The sequence below is a fragment of the Paraburkholderia sediminicola genome, assembly GCF_046026855.1.
Lineage (GTDB): Bacteria > Pseudomonadota > Gammaproteobacteria > Burkholderiales > Burkholderiaceae > Paraburkholderia > Paraburkholderia sediminicola_A.
In genome coordinates this window covers 132,420-154,749 of sequence record NZ_JAQQET010000006.1, presented here as the reverse complement: position 1 = coordinate 154,749, position 22,330 = coordinate 132,420, and the positions used below count along the sequence as shown (strand labels likewise).

The following is a 22,330-nucleotide window of genomic DNA, read 5'->3' as shown; positions in this document are numbered from 1 at the left end:
AGATTTTCAGACAAGACCGCGCGCGATCAAAATTTTCTGGATGTCGCTGGTGCCTTCATAGATCTGGCACACGCGCACATCGCGGTAGATGCGTTCGACGGGGAAGTCGCTCAGATAGCCGTAGCCGCCATGAATCTGCAAGGCCGCCGAGCAGATGCGCTCCGCGGCTTCGGAAGCGAACAGCTTGGCCATCGCGGCTTCGGTCAGGCACGGTTGCCCGGCATCTTTTAGCGACGCGGCGTGCCAGATCAACTGGCGCGCGGCTTCGAGCTGGGTCGCCATATCGGCGAGGCGGAACTGTACGGCCTGGTGCGAAAACAGCGGCTGGCCGAAGCTCTCCCGCTCTTTCGCATAGCTCAAGGCCGCCTCGAACGCGGCGCGCGCCATGCCGACGCTTTGCGCCGCGATACCGATGCGCCCGCCTTCTAGCCCTGACAGCGCAATCCGATAGCCTTCGCCTTCCGCGCCGATCAGATTCGCAGCCGGCACGCGGCAATCTTCGAAAATAATCTGTGCCGTGTCCGACGAATGCTGGCCGAGCTTTTCTTCGACTCGCGCAACGACATAGCCTTTCGTATCGGTCGGCACGATAAACGCGCTGATGCCACGCTTACCCGCCGCCTTGTCGGTCACGGCCATGGCGATTGCGACGTTGCCGTTCTTGCCACTCGTGATGAATTGTTTGACACCGTTCAACACGTACGTGTCGCCATCGCGTGTTGCGGTAGTGAGCAGCGCGGATGCGTCCGAGCCCGCTTGCGGTTCGGTCAGACAAAACGCGCCCAGCATCTCGCCGCGCGCGAGCGGCGTGAGCCAGTCGCGTTTCTGCGCGTCGTTGCCATAGGTCAGCAGAATGCTGCACACCGGGCAGTTGTTGACGGAAATTGCGGTCGAGGTGCCGCCGTCGCCCGCAGCGATTTCTTCGAGGATTAGCGCGAGCGCCAGTGCGTCCATGCCGGCGCCGCCGTACGCCTCGGGCACCAGCACGCCATACGCGCCGAGTTCGGCGAGCTGGCGATGCACGTCCTTCGGAAAGATGCGCTCACGGTCCCATTGCGCTGCGTGCGGGGTGACCGCGTCGCGGACGAACGTGCGCACCGCATCGCGGATCATCTGGTGATCCTGATCAAGCACCATGGCTCGGTCTCCTCGTTAGTCTCCTCATGTGTCTCCTCACCAGTCGAGCGCCGTGCCGTCGTATTGATAGAAGCGGCCGTTGAACGTTTCGGGTGCCGCCGCTGCCTGCGCAAGCACGTCACGCATGCCGGTGACGCTACGCGCCGGATCGATCGCCGCCTGCGCGCCACCCATGTCGGTGCGCACCCAGCCGGGGTGCAGCGAAATACACGTTGCGCGGGTTGTTTCGAGCGAGGCGATCTTCAGCGCGTCGTTCAGCGCCGCCTTACTCGCCCGATACAGCCAGCCGGTCGTGCCGCTTGCGTCGCCGATGCTGCCCATCTTGCTTGAAATCACCGCAAACACACCGCCGGCCTCTTCGACGAGCGGCAGCAGGATCGGGATCAGCTGCATCGGGCCGCGCACGTTGGTATGCATGACCTGGTCGAAATCATCGGCGGTGATCGTCTCGAGGCCTTCGGTGCGCGGGCCGTACACGCCCGACACCAGCACCGCCGCGTCGAGCCGTTCGCCGTCGAGCTTCCAGCCGAGCGCAGCGATTTCCTCGGGCGCGGTGACGTCGAGTGAAAAGGTCTCCGCGCCGAGCGCCTTCAACGCGTCGAGTGCGGCGCCGTCGCGCGCGGTGGCGAGCACACGCCAGCCGCTCTTTTTGTACTGCCGCACGAATTCCTGGCCGATGCCGCGCGATGCACCGACGATCAACACTGTCTTCATCGAATCACCTCAAGCCCTTAAACACCTGGAAACAGCGTGTTAAACCAGTTCAATGCCCATCGCGGTCGCTTCGCCGCCGCCGATACACAGCGTCGCAACGCCACGCTTCAGACCGCGCTTTTTCAACGCGCCGATCAACGTGACGAGAATCCGTGCGCCCGACGCACCGATCGGATGACCGAGTGCACAGGCACCGCCGTTCACGTTGACCTTGTTGTGCGGCAGATGATGCTCCTTCATCGCGGCCATCGTGACCACCGCGAACGCTTCGTTGACCTCATACAGATCCACTTCGTCGGCGCGCCAGCCATTCTTCTCGAACAACTTGCGGATCGCACCGACCGGCGCGGTGGTGAACTTCGCCGGTTCCTGTGCGAAGGTGGAGTGGCCGACCACGCGAGCAAGCGGCTCGACACCGAGACGCTTTGCGGTCGATTCGCGCATCATCACGAGCGCCGCGGCGCCGTCGGAAATCGATGACGAGTTCGCCGCCGTTACCGTGCCGGTTTTACTGAACGCGGGCTTGAGTGTCGGGATCTTGTCGAGGTTCGCTTTGAACGGCTGCTCGTCGTGATCGATGGTCACGTCGTCCTTGCGGCTTTCCACCTTCACCGGCGCGATTTCCCATGCAAACGAGCCGTCTTCATTCGCGCGCTTTGCCCGATTCAGGGACTCGATGGCGAACGCATCCTGCGCTTCGCGCGTGAAGTCGAACGACGCCGCGCATTCCTCCGCGAAGGTGCCCATCAGGCGGCCTTTTTCGTAGGCGTCTTCTAGACCGTCGTAGAACATGTGGTCGATCACCTGGCCGTGGCCCATGCGCATGCCGTTACGCGCCTTCGGCAAAAGGTACGGCGCGTTGGTCATGCTCTCCATGCCGCCGGCGACGATCACATCGACCGAACCCGCGGCCAGCATGTCGTGCGCGAACATCGCCGCGCGCATGCCGGAGCCGCACATCTTGTTGACGGTCGTGCTGCCGGTGCTCAGCGGCAAGCCGGCGCCGAGCGCGGCCTGACGCGCGGGCGCCTGGCCGAGGCCGGCGGGCAGCACGCAACCCATTACCACTTCGTCGATCTGCTCAGGCTTCAGACCGGCGCGTTGCACAGCGGCTTCGATTGCGACCGAGCCCAACTGCGGCGCGGTTAGCGTTGCGAAATCGCCCTGAAATGCCGCCATCGGCGTGCGGGCTACACCTACGATCACGATCGGATCAGACTTTGTCTCGCTCATGTTTGTCTCACTCATGTTTAAGCTCCTTGATCACACCTTCGACGATGGCCGGCACATCACCGAGCTGGGCCGCATCGGCGGCGACCATGTCGTTGTCCGCTTCGTGCGCGCGGCCGGCTGATACCGCCGCTACGCAGCTCCTGTAGGTTGCATCGAGTGACGCTGGGTCGTTGATTGTCATGCCGAGGTTGCGCACCTTGCCGTCATGCACGCCATACACCCAGCCATGAACCGTGAGTTCCTGGCCGCGTGCCCACGCGTCGTTGATGATGGTGGTCCGGCATACGTTCATGACCTGTTCGATCGCATTCAGTTCGACCAGACGCCGATGGCGCGCCTCGCCAAGCGGCCACTCTTCAATCAACGCGGCGTGCTTGGTGCGCACGTCCTGCACGTGATGCAGCCAGTTATCCGCCAGACCCACGCGACGGCCGTGCAGTGCCGCACCGACGCCCGAGCAACCATAGTGACCTACCACCATGATGTGCTTGACCTTGAGCAGATCGACGGCGAACTGGATCACCGACAGGCAGTTCAGATCCGTATGCACCACCACGTTGGCGATATTTCTGTGCACGAATACTTCGCCTGGCGGCAGGCCGATGATCTGGTTGGCCGGCACGCGCGAATCGGAACAGCCGATCCACAGATACTCGGGTGTCTGCTGGTGCGCGAGACGCGAGAAGTACTCCGGATCTTCGGACAGCTTGCGGGCCACCCACGCGTCGTTGTTATCGAACAGATGGGCCAGCGGATTGGCAGCGGGAGAAGCGTTCATGGTCATGGTGAGTCTGGGCGGTTGCTCGACCGATTGACCGGTCGATGTCGTTACATAAGGTTCGGACGATGCATTCAACGATGCGGGCGGCGCATGATGCGCATGAGGTTCAAGCCGCGCGCACGGTGCGCTCGTCTGCCTGGTTCTCCGGGATGCCGGACGCCACATCGGCGAATCGTTCCGGATAGCGGATGCAGAAGCGCACGCTGCTGTCGTACGGGAAAAAGTCGGGCAGTTCGCCTTTCAATAGATGATCCTTGTGCCGTTGCCACAGCGCTGGATCGAAGAAGTCCGCGTGATGCTGCATGAAGGACCGGCGCACGCGTGGGTCGCCGAGCAAAAATGTGCCGTATGTCTCCGGGAAAATGTCGTGCGGGCCGACCGAGTACCACGGCTCCCCCGACATTTCGTCTTCCTCGTTACGGGGCGCCGGCACGGCGCGCACGTTGCATTCCGTCAGATATTCGATTTCATCGTAGTCGTAGAACACGACGCGGCCGTGACGCGTCACGCCGAAGTTCTTGTACAGCATGTCGCCGGGGAAGATGTTCGCCTGCATCAATTCCTTGATCGCGTTGCCGTATTCCTTGATGCCGTGATCGACGTCGTCGTCGCTGCCGTTTTGCAGGAACAGATTGAGCGGCACCATCCGGCGTTCGATATACATGTGGCGAATCACCAGGTTGTCGCCGTCGTATTCGATCAACGACGGCACTTCCTTTTCGAGTTCCCGCACCAGCGCTTCGTCGAGCCGCGAAACCGGCAGCGCGACGCTCGAATATTCGAGCGTGTCGGCCATGCGGCCCAAACGGTCATGCCGTTTGACGAGCTGATACTTTCCCTTGATCTGCTCGCGGGTGGTTTCCTTCGGCGGTGGAAAATAATCTTTGATCAGCTTGAATACATACGGAAACGACGGCAACGTGAACACCAGCATCACGAGTCCCTTGATGCCGGGCGCGATGATGAAGTGATCGCTGGAATGCTTCAGATGGTGCAGCAGATCGCGATAGAACAGATTCTTGCCCTGCTTCTGCAAGCCCACTGAGGTATAGATTTCCGCCTTCGGTTTGCCCTGCATGATCGTGCCGAGAAATTCGACGTAAGCGGACGGCACTTCCATGTCCACCAGGAAATACGAATGCGAAAAGCTGAAGATGATCTGCAACTGATCGCGCTTGAGCAGCACCGTATCGAGCGCCAGCACGCCCGGCTTCACATGGCGCAGCGGCACTGCGAACGGCAATAGCAAGTCGCCGTTGATGATTCGTCCGACGATATACGCCGACTTGTTCCGATAAAACAGCGAAGACAGCACGTGAATCTGGAAGTTGGGCGCTTCGTCGAACACGCCGAACGCATCGTGGATCGTCTGCATGACACACGCGACGTCGCGCTTCAGATCCTCAAACGGCGGCTCCAGCTGGAAGTTGGTGACGATGCGCTCGAGCGTCGCGGCAAGACCATCCTTGCCGGGGTAATACGCACGATAGGTCGGCTTCGCGGCGGGTTCGTCGTTCTCAATGTATTCGGTCGAGATCGCCGGGCGCACAAAAATGAAGTCGTTGTTGAAATACGAACGGTGCAGGATCTTGCAGCACACGGAGTTGAAGAACGTCTCCGCGCACTCGGGCTGGCGGTGCGTAGTCAGGAGGCCGATGTAGTGCAGCTTGATCTGCTGCCACACTTCGTCGTCGATATTCTCGGCGTCGTATTCGTCTTCGAGCAGTTCGACGCATTCCTCGACGCGATCGTCATAGGAGGTAATGCGCTCGCGCGCCAGCGTTTGCAGGCCGTGCCAGTCGGCAGCTTCGAAGAGCGTTTTGGCATGGATCGCGGCGTCGCGGAAGATCCGGTAGTGCCGATCGAATCCTTCGAGCATCGTCTGGGCGACGTCAAAGCCGATCTGCGACGACAACAGTTTGGGGAAGTGATTCATGTCGACCGTGCATTCGTCCCATGTCGTGAAGACACCCGCGATTGTATCGTCCGGGTGGGCCCGCGACGCATCGCGCCGCTCGACTCGTGCCTTGGCGCCTCCTGGAAGTTGCCAGGCGTTAGCCGACTTTCAGACTATCTCCGCTCAATGCCTCAGTTTGGCATGTCTTAAGCGGCACAACTTTCTGCAAAAATATTTGTGCGATCACCGCTTAGGCGGACTTGGTCTCGCGTGCGCCGTTCTCCAGCAGCGTGCGCGCCTGGGTTTCGTATTGCGCGAGGTCTTCGAGCGTCGCGTTCAGGTCTTCCAGTTGACGTTCGAGCACTTCCCGATGGCGCGCCACCGTGGCAAGGAAAGCGTGCAATTGCGGCACGGTGTCGGTCGGCGACTCGTAGACGTCGAGCAGATCACGGATTTCCGACAGCGTGAAGCCAAGCCGCTTGCCGCGCAGCGTGAGTTTCAGGCGGGTTCGATCGCGGCCCGAATAGACGCGCCGTAAGCCACTTGAACCTTCGCGGCTGGGCGAGAGTAAACCCTGATCTTCGTAGAAGCGGATCGCCCGCGGCGTGACGTCGAATTCCCGCGCGAGCTCGGTGATCGTGTATTGCGTGTTCATCGGGGCATCCCGTGGCCGGGCAGAAAATCGGATTGAACGATAGAATCGACGTTTACGTTATCGTCAACTTGATCGAAACGCAACTACGGCGCAATACGGCACCGGTATGTCACGACCGGGCCGCAACCACGCCGTGCGGCATCGCATACCTCGCCATGCCGGACGGCCGACGGAGGAAGACACCCACAATGAATGCACTCGAACATCAACTCGACTATCCCTTCAACGACACCCTGCCCGAAGCGGGCCACGCGATGGAAGTCGCGCCCGGCGTGTTCTGGCTGCGTATGCCGCTGCCGTTCGCACTCGACCACATCAATCTGTGGCTGCTACGCGATGAAATCGACAGTCAGCAGGGGTGGACGGTAGTCGACTGCGGCATTACGTCGGACACGATCAAGGAGAACTGGGAGAAAGTGTTCGACTCCGTGCTCGACGGCCTGCCGGTGCTGCGCGTGATCGTCACGCATTGCCATCCGGATCACATCGGCCTCGCGCACTGGATTTGCACCGGCGGCGACAAGAAGCGCTGGGACGTGCGCTTGTGGATGACGCTCGGCGAATATATGCAGGCACGGGTGATGGCGGCGGGCGACGGCTCCAATGCGGGTGGCGAGGGCGCGGCGCGGCACTTCGCGCGTCATGGCCTGAACGATCAGGTGTCGCTTGAAAAGCTGCGTAATCGCACGAGCTACTACGCGAGTCTTGTGCCGGCGATTCCCGGTCAGTATCGCCGCCTGCGCGAAGCCGATGGCGTGAAGATCGGCGGCAGGACGTGGCGGGTGGTGACCGGTTTCGGCCATTCGCCGGAACACTGCGCGTTGCATTGTGAAGAGACGGGCACGCTGATCTCCGGCGACATGGTGCTGCCGCGTATTTCGACCAACGTCTCGGTGTTCGACATGGAGCCGGAAGGCACGCCGCTCGCGCTGTATCTGGAATCGCTCGGCCGCTACGAGACGATGCCCGAAGACACGCTCGTCCTGCCGTCGCATGGCAAGCCGTTTCGCGGCGCGCGTACGCGCATCAAGCAATTGCGTGAGCATCATGATGCGCGTCTGGCGGAAGTGCGCGAGGCCTGTGCGGAGAAGCCGCAAAGCGCCGCGGATATCGTGCCGCTCATGTTCAAGCGCCAACTCGACATCCATCAGATGACATTCGCGATGGGCGAGGCGTTGGCGCACTTGCATCTGCTCTGGTTGGCCGGTGAGTTGAAGCGCACGCAGGATGCGGATGGGGTGATCCGGTTCTCGGCCTGAACGGGTCGATAGGTTGATACGTCGATAAAAAAGCCCGATTGCTTTTCGCAACCGGGCTTTTTTTGAGCGGCGTGGCAAAAGCTTACTGCACCGCCACCGTTCCAAAGTTCTGCCGTCCGAACGGACTCACGTGATAGCCGCTCACGTTCGTACGCGTGATGGCCGCTGCGGTCGGGTAACCCAGAGGAATCCACAGCGCCTGATCGTGAATGATCTGTTGCGCCTGCTCATACGCCTTCGCGCGTTTGGCCTGATCGGGCGTCGCTTTGCCGTCGGCGATCAGCTTGTCCAGATCCTGATCGCAGAAGCGCGCGAAATTGATCCCCGACTTCACGGCATTGCAGCTGAAGAGCGGCGACAGATAGTTGTCCGGATCGCCATTGTCGCCGGCCCAGCCCATGAACAGCGTGTCATGCTGGCCTTGTTTGGCCTGCTTGATCAGCTCGCCCCATTCGATCACCTTCACCTCCGCCTTCACGCCGATCTTGGCAAAGTCGGCTTGCAGCAGTTCGGCGCCGGCCTTCGGGTTCGGATTCAGCACACTGCCGTTCGGACGCACCCAGATCGTCGTTTCGAAGCCGCTCGGATAACCCGCTTCCGCGAGCAGCTTCTTCGCCTTCACCGGATCGTACGGCCACGGCTTCACAGCCTTGTCGTAGCTCCACGTGTTCGGCGGATACGGGTTGACGGCCGGTGTCGCGGTGTTGTCGAAGATCGCCTTCAAATAGGTGGTGCGGTCGAACGCCATGTTCAGTGCGGCGCGCACCTTCTGGTTATCGAGCGGTTTCTTCTGCGTGTTCAGTGCGACGAACGCGGTCATGAACGCGGGTGTCTGCACGATGGCGAGCGACTTGTCACCCTTCGCTTCGGCGAGGTCCTGCGGCTTCGGCGATAGCGCGATCTGGCATTCGCCGGCCTTCACCTTTTGCGCGCGCACCGTGGCGTCCGGCGTGATCGCGTAGATCAGGCGGTCGATCTTCGGCTTCGCGCCCCAGTACGCCGGGTTCACGTCGTAGCGGATCACCGCGTCTTTGGTGTAGCTCTTCAATTCGAACGGACCGGTGCCGATCGGCTTCGAATTCAGGTCGACCTGTTTGCCGGCCTTGAGCAACTGGTCGGCGTATTCAGCCGAATAGATCGAGGCGAAACCCATGGTCAGGATCGACACGAAGGTCGAGTCCGGTGCGTTCAGTTCGAACTTGACGGTGTTGTCGTCGACTTTGCTGATCGACTTGATGAGCTTCGGCAAGCCCATCGATTGCGCGTGCGGGAAGCCGCTCGCGCCCGCCACCTTGTGCCACGGATTGCTGTCGTTGAGCATGCGGTCGAACGTGAAGACGACGTCGTCGGCATTCAGCGCACGGGTGGGCTTGAAGTAGTCGGTGGTCTGGAACTGCACGTTCGGACGCAGATGGAACGTGTAGGTGAGGCCGTCGGCGCTCACGTCCCACTTGTCGGCCAGCGAGGGCACGACTTTCTTCGCGGCCTCGTCGTACGAGACCAGCGAATTGAAGATCACGTCGGCCGACGCATTGGTCGTGACGAGCGAATTGAACTGCACGACATCGAAGCCGTCGGGGCTCGACTCGGTACAGACGGTCAGCGGTTTGGCGAGCACGAGCGCGGGCGCCGTGAGCAGTACGGCGGCTGCGAGCAGTTTGAAGCGCATAGGATCTCCCATAACAAGCGCAGTCAGGCAGTGCGTCTGGTTGTGTGGTTGTATTCCGTTGACGAGGGACGGGGAACTGGCCGTCCGATATCCGGGGGCAGCGTGACCGTCGTCTTTATTGTGATACGTTTCCGGCACTGGCGCATGGTCTGGATGTTGCGTTATACGCACGTCCTTGCACGTCCTCGCCTTCGCGAAAGCTTATCGAAGGGTGGTTGCGGCGACAACAATTTAATCCGCATATCCATATGGAGCCCATTCGTTGGAAAGCAGCGGCTCGGTTTGATGGCAGCGCTGAGCGGTGTGGAGCAACGGCTCAACTCAGTGCGGGCGCCAGGTGCCTGCGCTCACGACGCAGCCGCGCGCTGCAGCAGATATCCGATGCCTTCGATGGCGCGCACGCCGTACCACGACACCAACTCTCCGTCGATCAACTCAACGCTTTTGCCCGCGAGACGCGGATCGCGTTTCAGTGCGTCGCAGTGGACCTGCGTGAAGCGATACGGCTCGCTTGAGAGCAATATGCGATCGACGCCGGCAAGCCACGGTGCGTGGTCGAAGTCGAGCGTGGGGTAGCGTGCCGCGCCTGCCGCTCCACCTTCTACGTCAGGCAGCGTTTGCCAGTTCACGAGCCTCAGCATCGCGGCGATATAGGTATCGCGTGCGACCGTTATCCATGGTTCGCGCCAGATCAGGTACAGCACGTTTTGCGTAGGAAACACGCGTGTGGCGGCCTCGTGCAGACGCGCTTCGAGCGCCTCGCTTAGACGCTGCGCTTCCTGTACGCGGTCGAATCTCGCGCCCAGCAGCGAGTACAGCGAGAGATTGTCCTGCGGCGTCTGCGGATGGGTGACGACGATATGCGGTACGAACGCGCGCAATTGCTCGACGGTATCGCGTTCGTTTTCGTCGATATTGACGATCAGATGGGTAGGCCGCAACGCACGAATCGCGTCAACATTGACGGCCTTGGTGCCGCCGACCTTGCGTACGTGCCGCACCTTGTCGTGTGGATGCACGCAAAAACCGGTGCGCCCGACGATCTGCCTGTCGAGCCCCAGAGCGAACAGCAATTCGGTGATGCTCGGCACCAGCGAGACGATGCGGGTATGGGCGCCCCGCGTAGCGACGCCCGCCATTTCGTGCGCGACGCCGGCTGCATCGACCGCGCGTGGCTGCATGATTTATTCGGCGACGGCGCGGGGCTTGCGCGGCGCGCGTTCGAAGGCGCGGTCGTAGAGCCAGCGCGGCAGCACATGCAGCAACATCGCCGCGATACGCATCTGCCACGGGAACACGGCGAAGGCCGTCTGCCGCTCGACCGCCCCGGCGACCTTCACCGCGAAGCGATCGGCGTCCATCAGGAACGGCATGCTGTACGGGTTGTGCTCGGTCATCGGCGTGCGGATATAGCCGGGCGCGATGGTGACCACGCCGACGCCCAGCGGCCGCATCTCGACGCGCAACGCTTCCAGATATTTGAGCGCGGCTGACTTCGACGCACTGTACGCGCCCGACCCCGGCAAGCCACGTACGCCGGCGACGCTGGCGATGCCGACCAGCGTACCTTTCTTCGCGGCGACCATCGCGGCGGCGAACGGCTCAAAGGTGGCGACCATACCGAAGTAGTTGATGTCCATCACTTCGCGGAACGTGCGCAGATCGCCGTGCCCGGTGACCGCGCCGCGGCTGATGCCGGCATTGGCGATTACGACGTCCGGCAAACCGTGCTGCGCGATGAATTGCGCGGCGGCTTCGGCGAGCGCCTCGGCGTCGCGGACGTCGACGGAATAGATGGAGATGGAATTCTGCGGATGGGACTGCTGGAAGGCGGCGAGGGCGTCGCCGCGGCGGGCAACGAGGCCGAGAATCGCGCCGCGCCGCGCATATTCGGCGGCGAGCGCGAGGCCGATGCCACTTGAGGCGCCGGTAATGAAAACCTTCAGGGTTGAACTCATTCCGGCGCCTCGGCTTTACATCTTTTTGGCGCGGACCTGGGCGACCAGGTAGTCCAGCACCTGGATCGTGCCAGGCAGGCTGTTGGTCGCAGCCGGACCCGTTTCATACTTGCCCTGCACGGCCAGCGTCGGCACACCGTCGATCTTGTAGTCGTCGAGCAGCTTCTTGTCTTTTTGCAACGCGCTTTGCGTCGAGAACGAGTTGTACGCATCCATGTACTTCTTCGGATCGACGCCGTTCTTCGCGAGGAATTTGGTCTGGTCTTCCGGCGTCAGCAGGTAGTCCTTGTTGACGTGGATTTCATTGAAAACCTTCGGCGTAAGCTGCGTAGCGAGGCCGAGTGCGTCGAGCGCGTGATACATCTTCGAATGCGGAATGAAGTCGTCGCGGAACGCGACCGGCACGCGCTTGAACACCACGTCCGGACCTTGCTTCTTCACCCATGCCTCGAGGTACGGGTTGAATTCATTGCAGTGCGGGCAGCCGTACCAGAAGAATTCCGTGACTTCGATTTTGCCGGCCGGCACGTCCGTAGGTTGCGGCGTGGGTAGCACGGTGTAGTCCTTGCCGGACACCGGCGCAGCCGGCGATGCATGCGCCGTGGCGGCAACCAGGCCCAGCGAGAGGAACAGAATGCTCAGCAGTTTTTTCATGTTTTGTTGACCCAAGGTAGGCGGTAAAGCGGTGGCGCCACGCAAATGCCCGTCACCGTTTTCAATGTCGGCGTTAGACGCTCTAGTCGTCCGTTGTGCTTGTGACACGCGCCGCACGCCGATAGTTCGGCGGCGGCGCGCTCCGGCAAATCACCGTTTGTTTATTGTTTCGTAAAGCGGATTACGGCTGTATCCACGCCCGCGTCGGACAGACGCTGACGGCTCGAATTCATGTCCTCGAACTTCGAGAACGGTCCGATACGCACACGGTAGTAGGTCACACCGCCCGCATCGCGCTGCGTGACCTTCGATTCGAAGCCCTGGAAGGCGAGACGCGCACGCTGCTGCTCGGCGTCGGCCGAGGTCTTGTAGGCGCCCACTTGCAGGAAATAGCCCGTGTTCGCGTCACCCGGCGCCACGCCCGAACCGGGCTTGGCGTTAGCAGCCGTGCTGGACGACGTGCTCTTCGGCGCCGAGCTTGCCGCGGTGGTGGCCGGTGCGCTGGCGCCTTGCGGCTTCTTCGCCGGTGCGGTGGCCGTGCCGTTGCCGTTATCCTGCGCGGGCTTCGGTGCGACTGCCGTACCGTTCGGATTGCCGTTCGACGGTGGCACTTCGACGATCTGCGGTTCTTCCAGCATGCCCGACTGGGTCTGCGAGTTGGTCTGGCCCGGTGCGGTGTTCGGCGGCGCCGGTTGCGCGGCTTGCGGCACGGGCTGGCCCGGCGTCTTGCCTTGCAGCGGACGGTTCGGGTCGTACTGCTGCGCCTGGCTCGCGCCGGTGTCAGGCACCGCGGGCGGCGCGACCTTCGAGACGAACGGCGTGGGCGCACGGGTGATATACAGCGCCACCACTACCGCGATCGCGAGACCGACGATCAGGCCCAGCACGATGCCGAGAAAAGTCCCCCCGGTTTGTTTCGATTGCGATTGCTTTGTTGTGCGGCGTGGTTTTGCCATCGTATAAATCACCTGCAAAAAGAATCCTGGAACGACCGTCGATTATAACGACGGCCGCGTGCATGTTGCGCCGGAGGACTTACATCTTGACGGGAGCGGAGACGCCGATCGTCGCGAGACCGTTGGCCAACACTTGACGCGTGGCCGCAAGCAGCGCGACGCGCGCATTGCGCTCGACTGCGTCGTCGACCAGCACGCGTTCGGCTCTGTCATTGTAGAACGAGTGGAATTCCCCGGCGAGGTCGCGCAGATAGAACGCGACCGCGTGCGGCGCGAGTTCGTCGGCGGCGTGCTCCAGCATGTCCGGGAACTCGGCGAGCTTGTTCAGCAAGGCCATGGCGCGTTCGCTGGTGAGCGGCGACACGTCCATTTGCGCCAGCGTGCTCTCGTCCGTGCTGTAGCGGGCCTTGCATTCGGTGATGACCGAGCAGATCCGCGCATGCGCATACTGCACGTAATGCACCGGGTTTTCGTCGTTCTGCTTCAACGCGAGATCGATGTCGAACACGAATTCCGTATCCGCCTTGCGCGAAATCAGGAAGAAGCGCACGGCGTCGCGGCCGCGGCGAATCGTCTCTTCGTCGATCAGATCGACGGCGGCTTCTGAGCCCGGCGTCGCGCCGCCCGACCATTCGATCAGGTCGCGCACCGTCACATAGCTGCCCGCGCGCTTGGAGATCTTCACCTCTTCGCCGTTGCGCATCACCGTGACCATCTTGTGAAGGATGTAGTCGGGATAGCCCTTCGGAATGCCGATGCCGAGACCCTGCAGGCCGGCGCGAACCCGCGCGATCGTGCCGTGGTGGTCCGAACCCTGGACGTTGATGACCTTGGTGAAGCCGCGTTCCCACTTGGCGACGTGATAGGCGACGTCGGGCACGAAGTAGGTGTAGGTGCCGTCGGTCTTGCGCATCACGCGGTCTTTGTCGTCGCCGTCGTCGGTGGTGCGCAGCCACAGCGCGCCCTCCTGTTCATAGGTCTTGCCGGCGGCGATCAGCGCCGCGACGGTCTTCTCGACCCGGCCTTCCTTGTACAGCGACGACTCGAGGTAGTACTGGTCGAACTTCACGCCGAAGGCCTGCAAGTCCATGTCCTGCTCGCGGCGCAGATAGGCGACCGCGAAACGGCGGATCGCGTCGAGGTCTTCGACGTCGCCTGCGCCCGTGACGGGTTCGCCGTCGCTCGCGGCCACGGTGGCGCCGTTCAGATAGTCTTTCGCGATGTCGGCAATGTACTCGCCGTTGTACGCCGAAGCCGGCCAGCCTTCGTCGCCGGGAGCGAGACCGCGGGCGCGTGCCTGCGTCGATACGGCGAGCGTGTGGATCTGCACACCGGCGTCGTTGTAATAGAACTCGCGGTGCACGTCATAGCCTTGCGAGGCCAGCACGTTAGAGAGCGCGTCGCCGAGCGCGGCCTGGCGGCCGTGGCCGACATGCAGCGGGCCGGTCGGGTTGGCCGAGACGAATTCGATCAGCACATGCTTGCCGGCGTCGCGCTGCGAACGGCCGAAGGCGTCCTTTTCAGCGAATACGGCGGCGATTACCGCCTGCTTGGCGGCGGCAGCAAGGCGTAGGTTGATGAAGCCGGGGCCGGCCACTTCGGCGGCATCCACGAGGCCCTTGGCTCGCGGCTGCGCGAGCAGCGCGTCGACGATCTGTTGCGCCAGCTGGCGCGGGTTGGCGCGCAAGGGCTTGGCGAGTTGCATCGCCACATTGCACGCGACGTCGCCGTGCGCGGCGACTTTGGGGCGTTCCAGCGTGATCGTTGGCGAAACGAAAGTGGCTTCGCTCGCGCCCTGGGACGCTTGCGCAACTTGCTTCACCGTGTCGGCGAGCAGTGTTTCGAGGGTTTGTTTATGTGCAGGCAGCATGCTTGTTGCGAGTCCAGTGAGGCAATCCGGTGATGCGGAAGAGGCGCCGGCTGCGCGGCGGGCGCAGCCGATTCGTCAGAAGCGTGGAAAGCGGCGATGCACCCGCCAGATGCGCCGGGCACATCGGGGCGCCATCAGGCACGTTGTCTGCAACGCGGTTAGTGCGGTGCGCGGCGACATGCCGGGACGCCTGCTGCTGCGGCCTGGCGCGGCAGCAAGCGGGTTACGGCCAACCGGCCCAGCCACGCCACCTGCGTTATGCCGCGCGCGGCGCATTGCGGCGCGCTTTTCCGTCCAGACGGATTTTAGCAGGTGCTAATATGTTCAATGAGATGCCCACCAAGGGCCGTGGCCGCCGTGCCTGATCGGCGTGTCAACGTAACGCGCGCCGAGGGCCGGTTTCGAGCTGCTTGCGCGTCAATCCAACATAACGAAAAAGGGAACAGTCATGCTGATTACTTTCAAATGTCGCGCCAGCCCGGACGTGATGATGCTGGAGAATCTTGCCCAGTACCTCGTCGGCATCGTCGGGAAGCGCCTTGGTGAGCGTGGTGTTATCACCCACGACGAAACCGGCCCTGCGATCGCGAAACTCGAATCGGCCATTAGTACCGACAAGCAGGAGCGTGCCGAGCACGACGGCCATTTCCACGAAGGCGAAGACGGCCACGAGCATCATGAGATTCCGCCGGGACTCGCCCAGCGCGCGTATCCGTTCCTCGACATGCTGCGCGCCGCGCAGAAGGAAAACGCGGATATCGTCTGGGGTCTCTGATTCCGGAGCGGTCTACCGGCTGTGGCGTTCGCAGCGCCTGGCGGTGAAGACTGCGACGCGCCAATGAAAAGAGCCCGCATGAGCGGGCTCTTTGTCTTTCACGGCCTTAACGGCCCGTCCGCCGAACCTGCTTACTGGCTGGCGGCGTCCGCCGGGGCGGCCATCGGTGCCGACGCACCCTTCTTCATTTTTTGCTTCTTGGGCTTCTTGACGTGCTTTTGCGTAGGCGGCGAATACGAACTCACCGAACTCGCAGCGCCGGGGGCTGCAGGCTGAGCCAGCGCCACCGAGGTGCTGGCAGCGAGCGAAACAGCAGCCAATAACAGCGTCAGCTTCTTCATACGATTCTCTCCGTTGACGATTGCAATTAGATAAGCCGACGCGTTTTGGCCGCGTCTGGCGGGTTGATGCCATTTCAGTTTACAAAGCCGAAAATTGCACTGCCGCAAATATTCAGCCTATCGTGCCCGATATAGTGGCTTTCCCGCCCCGAAAGGCTTACAGCAAAGGCGCCAAGGCCCGTTCAGCGTCTGTTTTCGACAACGACATGCGTTTTGCGTAGTCTTCCAGCTGGTCCTGGCCGATCTTGCCAACCGAGAAATAGGTGCTGTCCGGGTGCGCCAGATAGAAACCGGAGACGCTGGCCGCCGGCAGCATGGCCAGCGATTCGGTCACGCTCATGCCGATTTCAGTGGCTTGCAGCACGTCGAACATGTCGCGCTTCACGAGGTGATCCGGGCAGGCTGGGTAACCCGGCGCCGGGCGGATGCCGTGGTACTTTTCGGCGATCAGGTCGTCGTTCGAGAGGGTTTCGGCGTTCGCGTAGCCCCAGAGATCGCGGCGCACGCGGGCATGCATCGCTTCGGCAAAGGCTTCGGCAAAGCGATCGGCGAGCGCCTTGAGCATGATCGCGCTGTAGTCGTCGAGATCCTTTTCGAACTGCTTTTCCTTCACGTCCACGCCCAGACCCGCCGTGACCGCGAACATGCCGATATAGTCAGCCACGCCCGAATCCTTCGGCGCGATGAAGTCGGCGAGCGAGCGGTTCGGCCGCATCACGCCGTTCACCACCGGCCGCACGCTTTGCTGGCGCAGGTTGCGCCATGTCAGCGCGACTTCGCTACGCGATTCGTCGGTGTAGATTTCGATGTCGTCGTCGTTCACCGTGTTGGCCGGCAGCAGCGCGATCACGCCGTTGGCCTGCAGCCAGCGGCCCTGAATCAGGCGCGCGAGCATCGACTTGCCGTCCGAGAACACGCGGCGGGCCGATTCGCCGACGATCTCGTCGTTCAGGATCGCCGGGTACGGGCCCGCCAGGTCCCATGTCTGGAAGAACGGAGCCCAGTCGATGTAGCTCGCCAGCTCGTTCAGATCGAAGTTCTTGAATACGCGGCGGCCGATAAACTTCGGCTTGACCGGGTGGTAGGCCGCCCAATCGACCTTCGTCTTGTTCGCACGGGCTTCGGCGAGCGTGACCATCGGCAGGGCTTTCTTGTTGGCGTGCTGATCGCGGATGCGGTCGTAGTCGGCCTTCAGTTCGTCAACGTACCTGGCCGCGCCTTCATCGGACAGCAGGCTCGAGGCCACCGAGACCGAGCGCGATGCGTCCGGCACGTACACCACCGGGCCTTCGTAATGCGGCGCGATCTTCACGGCAGTGTGCACGCGCGAGGTGGTCGCGCCACCGATCAGCAGCGGGATCTTCTTTATGCGGAAGTAGTCGTCGCGCTGCATTTCCGACGCGACATAGGCCATCTCTTCGAGGCTCGGCGTAATCAGTCCGGACAAGCCGATGATGTCCGCGCCCTCGACTTTTGCCCTGGCGAGAATGTCGTTGCACGACACCATCACGCCCATGTTGACCACTTCGAAGTTATTGCACTGAAGCACCACCGAAACGATGTTCTTGCCGATGTCGTGCACGTCGCCCTTGACCGTGGCGATGACGATCTTGCCCTTGGCGCGCACATCGGCGCCGGCTTCGGCCATCAGCTTCTTTTCTTCTTCGATGTACGGGATCAGATGCGCGACCGCCTGCTTCATCACCCGTGCCGATTTGACGACTTGCGGCAGGAACATCTTGCCCTGACCGAACAGGTCGCCGACGATATTCATGCCGTCCATCAGCGGGCCTTCGATCACGTTGATCGGACGGCCGCCGGCCGCGGTGATCTTCGCGCGCACTTCTTCAGTATCTTCGACGATGAAGTTGGTGATGCCCAGCACCAGCGCGTGCGCGAGACGCTTCTCGACGGGCTGGTTACGCCATTCGAGGTTTTCTTCCTTCTTCGCGGCGCCGGTCTTGAACTTGTCGGCGATTTCGAGCAGGCGATCGGTGCCGTCTTCACGACGGTTCAACACGACGTCTTCGACACGCTCGCGCAACTCCGGATCAAGATCGGCATACACGCCGAGCTGCCCCGCGTTGACGATGCCCATGTCCATCCCCGCCTGAATCGCGTGATAGAGGAACACGGTGTGGATTGCCTCGCGCACCGGGTCGTTACCGCGGAACGAGAACGATACGTTCGACACGCCGCCGCTGATCTTCGCGTATGGCAGGTGTTCCTTGATCCAGCGCGTCGCGTTGATGAAGTCGACCGCGTAGTTGTTGTGCTCTTCGATCCCGGTCGCAATCGCGAAGATGTTCGGGTCGAAGATGATGTCTTCCGGCGGGAAGCCGACTTCGTTCACGAGGAAATCGTAGGAGCGCTTGCAGATCTGCGTCTTGCGTTCGAACGTATCGGCCTGGCCTTTCTCGTCGAAGGCCATCACGACCGCGGCTGCACCGTAACGGCGGATCAGGTTCGCGTGATGGCGGAACGCTTCTTCGCCTTCCTTCAGCGAGATCGAATTGACGATCGCCTTGCCTTGCACGCACTTCAGGCCCGCTTCGATCACGTCCCACTTCGACGAGTCGATCATGATCGGTACGCGCGCGATGTCAGGCTCCGACGCGATCAGATTCATGAAGCGGACCATCGCCGCTTTTGAATCGAGCATGGCCTCGTCCATGTTGACGTCGATGATCTGGGCGCCGTTTTCGACCTGCTGCCGCGCGACCGCGACCGCGTCGTCGAACTGGTCGTTCAGGATCATTCGCGCGAACGCCTTCGAGCCGGTCACGTTGGTGCGTTCACCGACGTTGATGAAGAGCGTCCCGGACGTGACGTTGAACGGCTCGAGGCCGGAAAGGCGCATGGTGTGATCGGTCATGGCGTAGGTGCGGTTCGGTTACGTACGGTTGCGTGCGTCGGGTTCGATAGCGAGAGGGCGGCCGCGGTGGAGTAGGACCAGGCCGCCGGACTCAGGCTGCGTCGCGGTATTGAGTCGGCCATTGGCGCGGCTTCACTTCGGCCAGCGCCCTGGCAATCGCCGCAATATGCTCCGGCGTGGTGCCACAGCACCCGCCGGCGATATTCACGAGGCCTGCCTGCGCGAACTCCTTCAGCAATCCCGACGTATCCGCCGGCAATTCGTCGAAGCCCGTATCGCTCATCGGATTCGGCAAACCGGCGTTCGGATAGCACGACACATAGGTGTCGCACAGCTTCGCCAGTTCGGCGATGTACGGGCGCATCAGCGCCGCGCCCAACGCGCAGTTCAAACCGAAGGTGAGCGGTTTGGCGTGGCGCAGTGAGTTCCAGAAAGCTTCGACGGTCTGTCCCGAGAGAATCCGGCCCGATGCATCCGTGACGGTGCCCGAGATCATGATCGGCAGACGCTCGCCGGTGTTTTCGAACAGCTCGTCTAGCGCGAATAGCGCAGCCTTTGCGTTGAGCGTGTCGAAGATCGTTTCGACGAGAAACAGATCGCAGCCGCCGTCGAGCAATGCCTTCGCCTGCTCGTAGTACGCGGTACGCAGTTCGTCGAACGTTACGTTGCGTGCGCCCGGATCGTTCACGTCAGGGGAAATACTGGCCGTCTTCGGCGTCGGTCCGATCGCGCCGGCGACGAAGCGCGGCTTGTCGGGCGTCGAGTACTTGTCGCAGGCGGCGCGCGCCAGCTTCGCCGATTCGAGATTCATCTCGATCGCGAGGTCTTCCATCCCGTAGTCGGACTGCGCAACCGTGGTGGCGCCGAACGTATTGGTTTCGATGATATCCGCGCCCGCCGCAAGATACTGCTCGTGAATCTCGCCGATGATCTGCGGTTGCGTGATCGACAGCAACTCGTTGTTGCCCTTGATGTCGCGCCCGTAGTCTTTGAAGCGCTCGCCACGATAGCGGGCTTCGTCGAGCTTGTAGCGCTGGATCATCGTGCCCATTGCGCCGTCCAGAATCAGGATGCGCGACTTGAGCAGCGCGGGCAGCGCCGTGCCGCGCGTGTAGGCGGCGTCGGGACGGACTGGCGTGGCGGTTTGAGCAGGCTGGTTCATGGCGGACGTGGGCTTGCGCCGGCTTTTTCGGGAAACCTGTCATTGTAGCCGCTGTGGAGCGGTGCCGCCGGGCGTGGACCGAGCGGACGGGGTGTGTATGCCTAGGGAACAGCCGCTATGGGCGCGCCGCAAAGAAAACGGCCCAGTGAGGCAAAAGCCTGCTGGGCCGTTATATCGATGCTGACCGTCTTGTCAGGGCCGCCGGCTGAGCCGGTCGGCGCGGTCGATGTATGTCGCCAAACCGTGACGCTAAACCCTTCGCTTAGTGAAGAATCACCGGTTGATGCATCAGGCTGTCAAATTGCCCAAGGAATTCGTCTACTTCATCCAACGACGGTTCCTCTTCGATCAGCTTTTGCACGTGCTCGCGGAAACTCGCCGCCATTGCACCGTCTATGTAAATTTCGCGCTGCATGTTTTTGTCGACGATCTCGTAGCCACCCGACTTCATGGCCAGCGGACCTTCTTGCGGCGGAAATTCGACGACACAATAATTGGGGCTGTTGTAGATCATTTGCATGGCGACACTCCTTATTTCCGTTGGCTCCTGGCCATTCCTGCGCCATAGGTGGAGCTAGTGGTGTGGAATTCAAGGGGTGGGTCCGGATTGACGCTTGTAATGTTCCGAACCTACCGGTTAGACCGGCTTTCCAAGAAACGTTTCAAGCAGTGCAGCAAAACGGTGAGATTGCCCGATGGTCGCAAGACGAGCGGCATCGCGCATTTCGGACTGTGCGCCTTCGATGGCGTCTGTTATTGCCTGCGTAGCAGCAGGTGGCGTGCCCGTGTCGTGGCGGCCCCCATGGCCAACGTCGGGCGACGTATTGTTGCCAGCTTACCGCGTAGATCGAAAACGCGCAGGGCTTCGCATGCCATGGCGTAGCCTTCTGGCAACGTATGGATTGGCACCTCCCGGATCTGCTCGAGCGCTTCGGGGTGCGTTGCCTGAAAAGCGGGCGTCGGCCAGCGGCTCAATGCCGCACCTGTGTTGCCGTCCCGCGGGTCCGCCGTGTCGTGGAAGTTTCGCGGATCTGGTCGAGTCCCTATTCAGGTTCAGGGCTTTTCGGGCAGGTTGTCGGGGGCGGTTGAATCGACTGGTGAAGAGGGGGCGGCTTCGGGCATCACTGCCGGTGCGCTGGAAGGTGGCTGGCTTGTCGAATTGTCAGGCGAAGTATTGCCGTTACTGCCGGCGTCCCCGGTGCTGTTAAGCGGACTGCCTGCATTCTCCGGATTGAGCTTGCCGCGCCACACCAGTTCAAATTGCGTGCCGTTCGGCTCGGTCTGCATGATTCGCGCGGGCAACCAGCCGAGCGACGGCGCGAGCCATACGTCGATGCGGCGCAGATCGCCATCGTGCCGAGGCAAGCGCTTGAAGTGGCGCGTCTCGAGGTAACCCTGCGCGGTGCGAATGGTCTCGTCGCCGATCGTCTCGACTGGCCAGTTCTCGCCACTGTCGTTATCGACCACGAAGAATTGCCGCGTCACGCCTGGCTTATAAGTGGCAGGGTCGCCGCGCACGAGGGCGGCGAGTTGCATCACCATGCTGAAACGGTCTTGCGCGCCATCGGGCAGCGGCAGCGTGGTCGGGGTGCGCGTGAAGGCGATCTTTTTGTCGGTGCGATTGAAGATTGCCACGTCGTCTGGACGGCGGCCGCGCTTTTCGATGTATTGATCCGGTGCGAGGCCGAATGCGTCGATGTGGCCATGGCTCGAATACACGAACGTGCCGACGAACGGCAGTGGTACGGAGACGACCATCTCGTAGCTCTGTGCGTTACTGGCCCAGTGAATTGTGCCGGGCTGGTTACGCACGCCGTTGTAGAACGTGTCGTACTGAAGTTCCCCGGAAGGTGGAACGGAGAATTTCACGCCTGCTGAAGCTTGAGGCGCGCTGGCGGTGGCGGGCGCACTGGCCATGCCGGTGGCGGATGCACTCGCATTGGCATTGACATTGGGGGTGTTCGCGGCGCTCGGTGCACTCGCTGCTGCATCCGATGCGGCCGTGACCGCGGGTGCCTGCTTTGCCGGTTGCGTCGCAGTCAGCACGTGTTCGCGCGGCTTGCTCGCGGCTATCTTGTGCGCCGGCGCTGTTGCTTGCGGTGTGTCGGCCGCGGGTTTGCGCTCGACACGTTCGGGTGTCAGCAGTGCAACCTGTACGGGGACATGCTCATTGTCAGATGGATTCAGCGTCGCGCGGTTGCGCTCGACCCATTGCGCCGCAATCCAGTGCAGGATGGCCACTACCAGCAGAACCGCAATCCATCGCCATACCCGCAAACCGGCGCGCGGCCTGACGGGCGGCGTGCGATCAGTGCGGCTTGCGGCGGAAGGTGAGGACATTGGCGAATGAATTCGAACGGGCGGACGGTAAGGGAATAGGTGGGGCAGCACGCC

19 protein-coding genes are annotated in these 22,330 nt (G+C 62.0%); 2 read left to right on the top strand and 17 right to left on the bottom strand.

The window, feature by feature from the left end; all coding sequences use genetic code 11:
- Nucleotides 1–6: 6 nt before the first annotated feature.
- The 6 genes from PQR40_RS08860 to PQR40_RS08835 all read right to left on the bottom strand — a co-directional run bounded on the left by PQR40_RS08860 (nucleotide 7) and on the right by PQR40_RS08835 (nucleotide 6,417).
- Nucleotides 7–1,137, bottom strand: a complete 1,131-nt coding sequence (locus PQR40_RS08860) for an acyl-CoA dehydrogenase family protein (protein ID WP_408508782.1) — start codon at nucleotides 1,135–1,137, stop codon at nucleotides 7–9.
- A 36-nt stretch (nucleotides 1,138–1,173) separates the two neighbouring features.
- A complete protein-coding gene (locus PQR40_RS08855; RefSeq protein WP_408508781.1) occupies nucleotides 1,174–1,851 on the bottom strand; it encodes an SDR family oxidoreductase in 678 nt (225 codons plus the stop codon).
- A 39-nt stretch (nucleotides 1,852–1,890) separates the two neighbouring features.
- Nucleotides 1,891–3,099, bottom strand: a complete 1,209-nt coding sequence (locus PQR40_RS08850; protein WP_408508780.1) for an acetyl-CoA C-acetyltransferase — start codon at nucleotides 3,097–3,099, stop codon at nucleotides 1,891–1,893.
- Nucleotides 3,092–3,868 carry a carbonate dehydratase gene (can, locus tag PQR40_RS08845; RefSeq protein ID WP_408231662.1) on the bottom strand — a complete coding sequence of 259 codons (777 nt, stop codon included), beginning with the start codon at nucleotides 3,866–3,868 and terminating at the stop codon, nucleotides 3,092–3,094. Before can ends, PQR40_RS08850 begins: the two co-directional genes overlap by 8 nt.
- A 103-nt stretch (nucleotides 3,869–3,971) precedes the next feature.
- Entirely contained in the window at nucleotides 3,972–5,801 is a 1,830-nt protein-coding gene (gene aceK / locus PQR40_RS08840) for a bifunctional isocitrate dehydrogenase kinase/phosphatase (RefSeq protein ID WP_408508779.1), read from the bottom strand.
- Nucleotides 5,802–6,012: 211 nt separating this feature from the next.
- Complete coding sequence (locus PQR40_RS08835; RefSeq protein ID WP_408388147.1) at nucleotides 6,013–6,417, bottom strand: MerR family transcriptional regulator; 405 nt, start codon at nucleotides 6,415–6,417, stop codon at nucleotides 6,013–6,015.
- 188 nt (nucleotides 6,418–6,605) lie between these two features.
- On the opposite strand from PQR40_RS08835, the gene PQR40_RS08830 reads away from it, so the two are divergent.
- Nucleotides 6,606–7,676, top strand: coding sequence for an MBL fold metallo-hydrolase (locus tag PQR40_RS08830; RefSeq protein WP_408508856.1), 1,071 nt, complete (start codon nucleotides 6,606–6,608; stop codon nucleotides 7,674–7,676).
- Between the two features lie 82 nt (nucleotides 7,677–7,758).
- On the opposite strand, the gene PQR40_RS08825 is transcribed toward PQR40_RS08830, so the two are convergent.
- From PQR40_RS08825 to argS, 6 genes are all read right to left on the bottom strand, one after another.
- A complete protein-coding gene (locus tag PQR40_RS08825; protein ID WP_408508778.1) occupies nucleotides 7,759–9,345 on the bottom strand; it encodes an ABC transporter substrate-binding protein in 1,587 nt (528 codons plus the stop codon).
- Nucleotides 9,346–9,692: 347 nt separating this feature from the next.
- Nucleotides 9,693–10,526 (bottom strand): helical backbone metal receptor, encoded by an 834-nt coding sequence (locus PQR40_RS08820; RefSeq protein ID WP_408231677.1) that lies wholly within the window; start codon nucleotides 10,524–10,526, stop codon nucleotides 9,693–9,695.
- Between the two features lie 3 nt (nucleotides 10,527–10,529).
- Nucleotides 10,530–11,303, bottom strand: a complete 774-nt coding sequence (locus tag PQR40_RS08815; protein ID WP_408508777.1) for an SDR family oxidoreductase — start codon at nucleotides 11,301–11,303, stop codon at nucleotides 10,530–10,532.
- 15 nt (nucleotides 11,304–11,318) lie between these two features.
- The gene (locus tag PQR40_RS08810; RefSeq protein ID WP_408231683.1) at nucleotides 11,319–11,957 is read right to left on the bottom strand and encodes a thiol:disulfide interchange protein DsbA/DsbL; all 639 of its coding nucleotides are present in this window, start codon (nucleotides 11,955–11,957) and stop codon (nucleotides 11,319–11,321) included.
- 161 nt (nucleotides 11,958–12,118) lie between these two features.
- Entirely contained in the window at nucleotides 12,119–12,931 is an 813-nt protein-coding gene (locus PQR40_RS08805) for an SPOR domain-containing protein (RefSeq protein WP_408231686.1), read from the bottom strand.
- A gap of 61 nt (nucleotides 12,932–12,992) precedes the next feature.
- Nucleotides 12,993–14,783: an arginine--tRNA ligase gene (gene argS / locus PQR40_RS08800; RefSeq protein WP_408508776.1), complete on the bottom strand. Its 1,791-nt coding sequence runs from the start codon at nucleotides 14,781–14,783 to the stop codon at nucleotides 12,993–12,995.
- 448 nt (nucleotides 14,784–15,231) lie between these two features.
- Here argS and PQR40_RS08795 point away from each other — a divergent pair, with 448 nt between their 5' ends.
- Entirely contained in the window at nucleotides 15,232–15,558 is a 327-nt protein-coding gene (locus PQR40_RS08795) for a DUF1840 domain-containing protein (RefSeq protein ID WP_325044450.1), read from the top strand.
- 131 nt (nucleotides 15,559–15,689) lie between these two features.
- Here the strand turns inward: PQR40_RS08795 and PQR40_RS08790 are convergent, their stop codons facing one another.
- From PQR40_RS08790 to PQR40_RS08770, 5 genes are all read right to left on the bottom strand, one after another.
- Nucleotides 15,690–15,899 (bottom strand): acid-shock protein, encoded by a 210-nt coding sequence (locus PQR40_RS08790; protein WP_408214292.1) that lies wholly within the window; start codon nucleotides 15,897–15,899, stop codon nucleotides 15,690–15,692.
- 157 nt (nucleotides 15,900–16,056) lie between these two features.
- Nucleotides 16,057–18,774, bottom strand: coding sequence for a methionine synthase (gene metH / locus PQR40_RS08785; RefSeq protein ID WP_408388159.1), 2,718 nt, complete (start codon nucleotides 18,772–18,774; stop codon nucleotides 16,057–16,059).
- Nucleotides 18,775–18,865: 91 nt separating this feature from the next.
- Entirely contained in the window at nucleotides 18,866–19,936 is a 1,071-nt protein-coding gene (locus tag PQR40_RS08780) for a homocysteine S-methyltransferase family protein (protein ID WP_408231695.1), read from the bottom strand.
- A gap of 262 nt (nucleotides 19,937–20,198) precedes the next feature.
- Nucleotides 20,199–20,456, bottom strand: coding sequence for a BTH_I0359 family protein (locus PQR40_RS08775; RefSeq protein WP_120344435.1), 258 nt, complete (start codon nucleotides 20,454–20,456; stop codon nucleotides 20,199–20,201).
- Nucleotides 20,457–20,989: 533 nt separating this feature from the next.
- Nucleotides 20,990–22,276, bottom strand: a complete 1,287-nt coding sequence (locus PQR40_RS08770; RefSeq protein WP_408231698.1) for a DUF3108 domain-containing protein — start codon at nucleotides 22,274–22,276, stop codon at nucleotides 20,990–20,992.
- Nucleotides 22,277–22,330: the final 54 nt, after the last annotated feature.

Excerpts from the sequence above, each read along its gene's own strand:
- PQR40_RS08780 (WP_408231695.1), bottom strand. The coding sequence starts at position 19,936 with ATGAACCAGCCTGCTCAAACCGCCACGCCAGTCCGTCCCGACGCCGCC.
- PQR40_RS08820 (WP_408231677.1), bottom strand. The coding sequence starts at position 10,526 with ATGCAGCCACGCGCGGTCGATGCAGCCGGCGTCGCGCACGAAATGGCG.
- PQR40_RS08860 (WP_408508782.1), bottom strand. The coding sequence starts at position 1,137 with ATGGTGCTTGATCAGGATCACCAGATGATCCGCGATGCGGTGCGCACG.
- PQR40_RS08825 (WP_408508778.1), bottom strand. The coding sequence starts at position 9,345 with ATGCGCTTCAAACTGCTCGCAGCCGCCGTACTGCTCACGGCGCCCGCG.
- PQR40_RS08830 (WP_408508856.1), top strand. The coding sequence starts at position 6,606 with ATGAATGCACTCGAACATCAACTCGACTATCCCTTCAACGACACCCTG.
- PQR40_RS08770 (WP_408231698.1), bottom strand. The coding sequence starts at position 22,276 with ATGTCCTCACCTTCCGCCGCAAGCCGCACTGATCGCACGCCGCCCGTC.
- PQR40_RS08810 (WP_408231683.1), bottom strand. The coding sequence starts at position 11,957 with ATGAAAAAACTGCTGAGCATTCTGTTCCTCTCGCTGGGCCTGGTTGCC.
- PQR40_RS08795 (WP_325044450.1), top strand. The coding sequence starts at position 15,232 with ATGCTGATTACTTTCAAATGTCGCGCCAGCCCGGACGTGATGATGCTG.
- PQR40_RS08855 (WP_408508781.1), bottom strand. The coding sequence starts at position 1,851 with ATGAAGACAGTGTTGATCGTCGGTGCATCGCGCGGCATCGGCCAGGAA.
- aceK (WP_408508779.1), bottom strand. The coding sequence starts at position 5,801 with ATGAATCACTTCCCCAAACTGTTGTCGTCGCAGATCGGCTTTGACGTC.
- PQR40_RS08850 (WP_408508780.1), bottom strand. The coding sequence starts at position 3,099 with ATGAGTGAGACAAACATGAGCGAGACAAAGTCTGATCCGATCGTGATC.
- PQR40_RS08790 (WP_408214292.1), bottom strand. The coding sequence starts at position 15,899 with ATGAAGAAGCTGACGCTGTTATTGGCTGCTGTTTCGCTCGCTGCCAGC.
- argS (WP_408508776.1), bottom strand. The coding sequence starts at position 14,783 with ATGCTGCCTGCACATAAACAAACCCTCGAAACACTGCTCGCCGACACG.
- PQR40_RS08835 (WP_408388147.1), bottom strand. The coding sequence starts at position 6,417 with ATGAACACGCAATACACGATCACCGAGCTCGCGCGGGAATTCGACGTC.
- metH (WP_408388159.1), bottom strand. The coding sequence starts at position 18,774 with ATGACCGATCACACCATGCGCCTTTCCGGCCTCGAGCCGTTCAACGTC.
- PQR40_RS08775 (WP_120344435.1), bottom strand. The coding sequence starts at position 20,456 with ATGCAAATGATCTACAACAGCCCCAATTATTGTGTCGTCGAATTTCCG.
- PQR40_RS08815 (WP_408508777.1), bottom strand. The coding sequence starts at position 11,303 with ATGAGTTCAACCCTGAAGGTTTTCATTACCGGCGCCTCAAGTGGCATC.
- can (WP_408231662.1), bottom strand. The coding sequence starts at position 3,868 with ATGACCATGAACGCTTCTCCCGCTGCCAATCCGCTGGCCCATCTGTTC.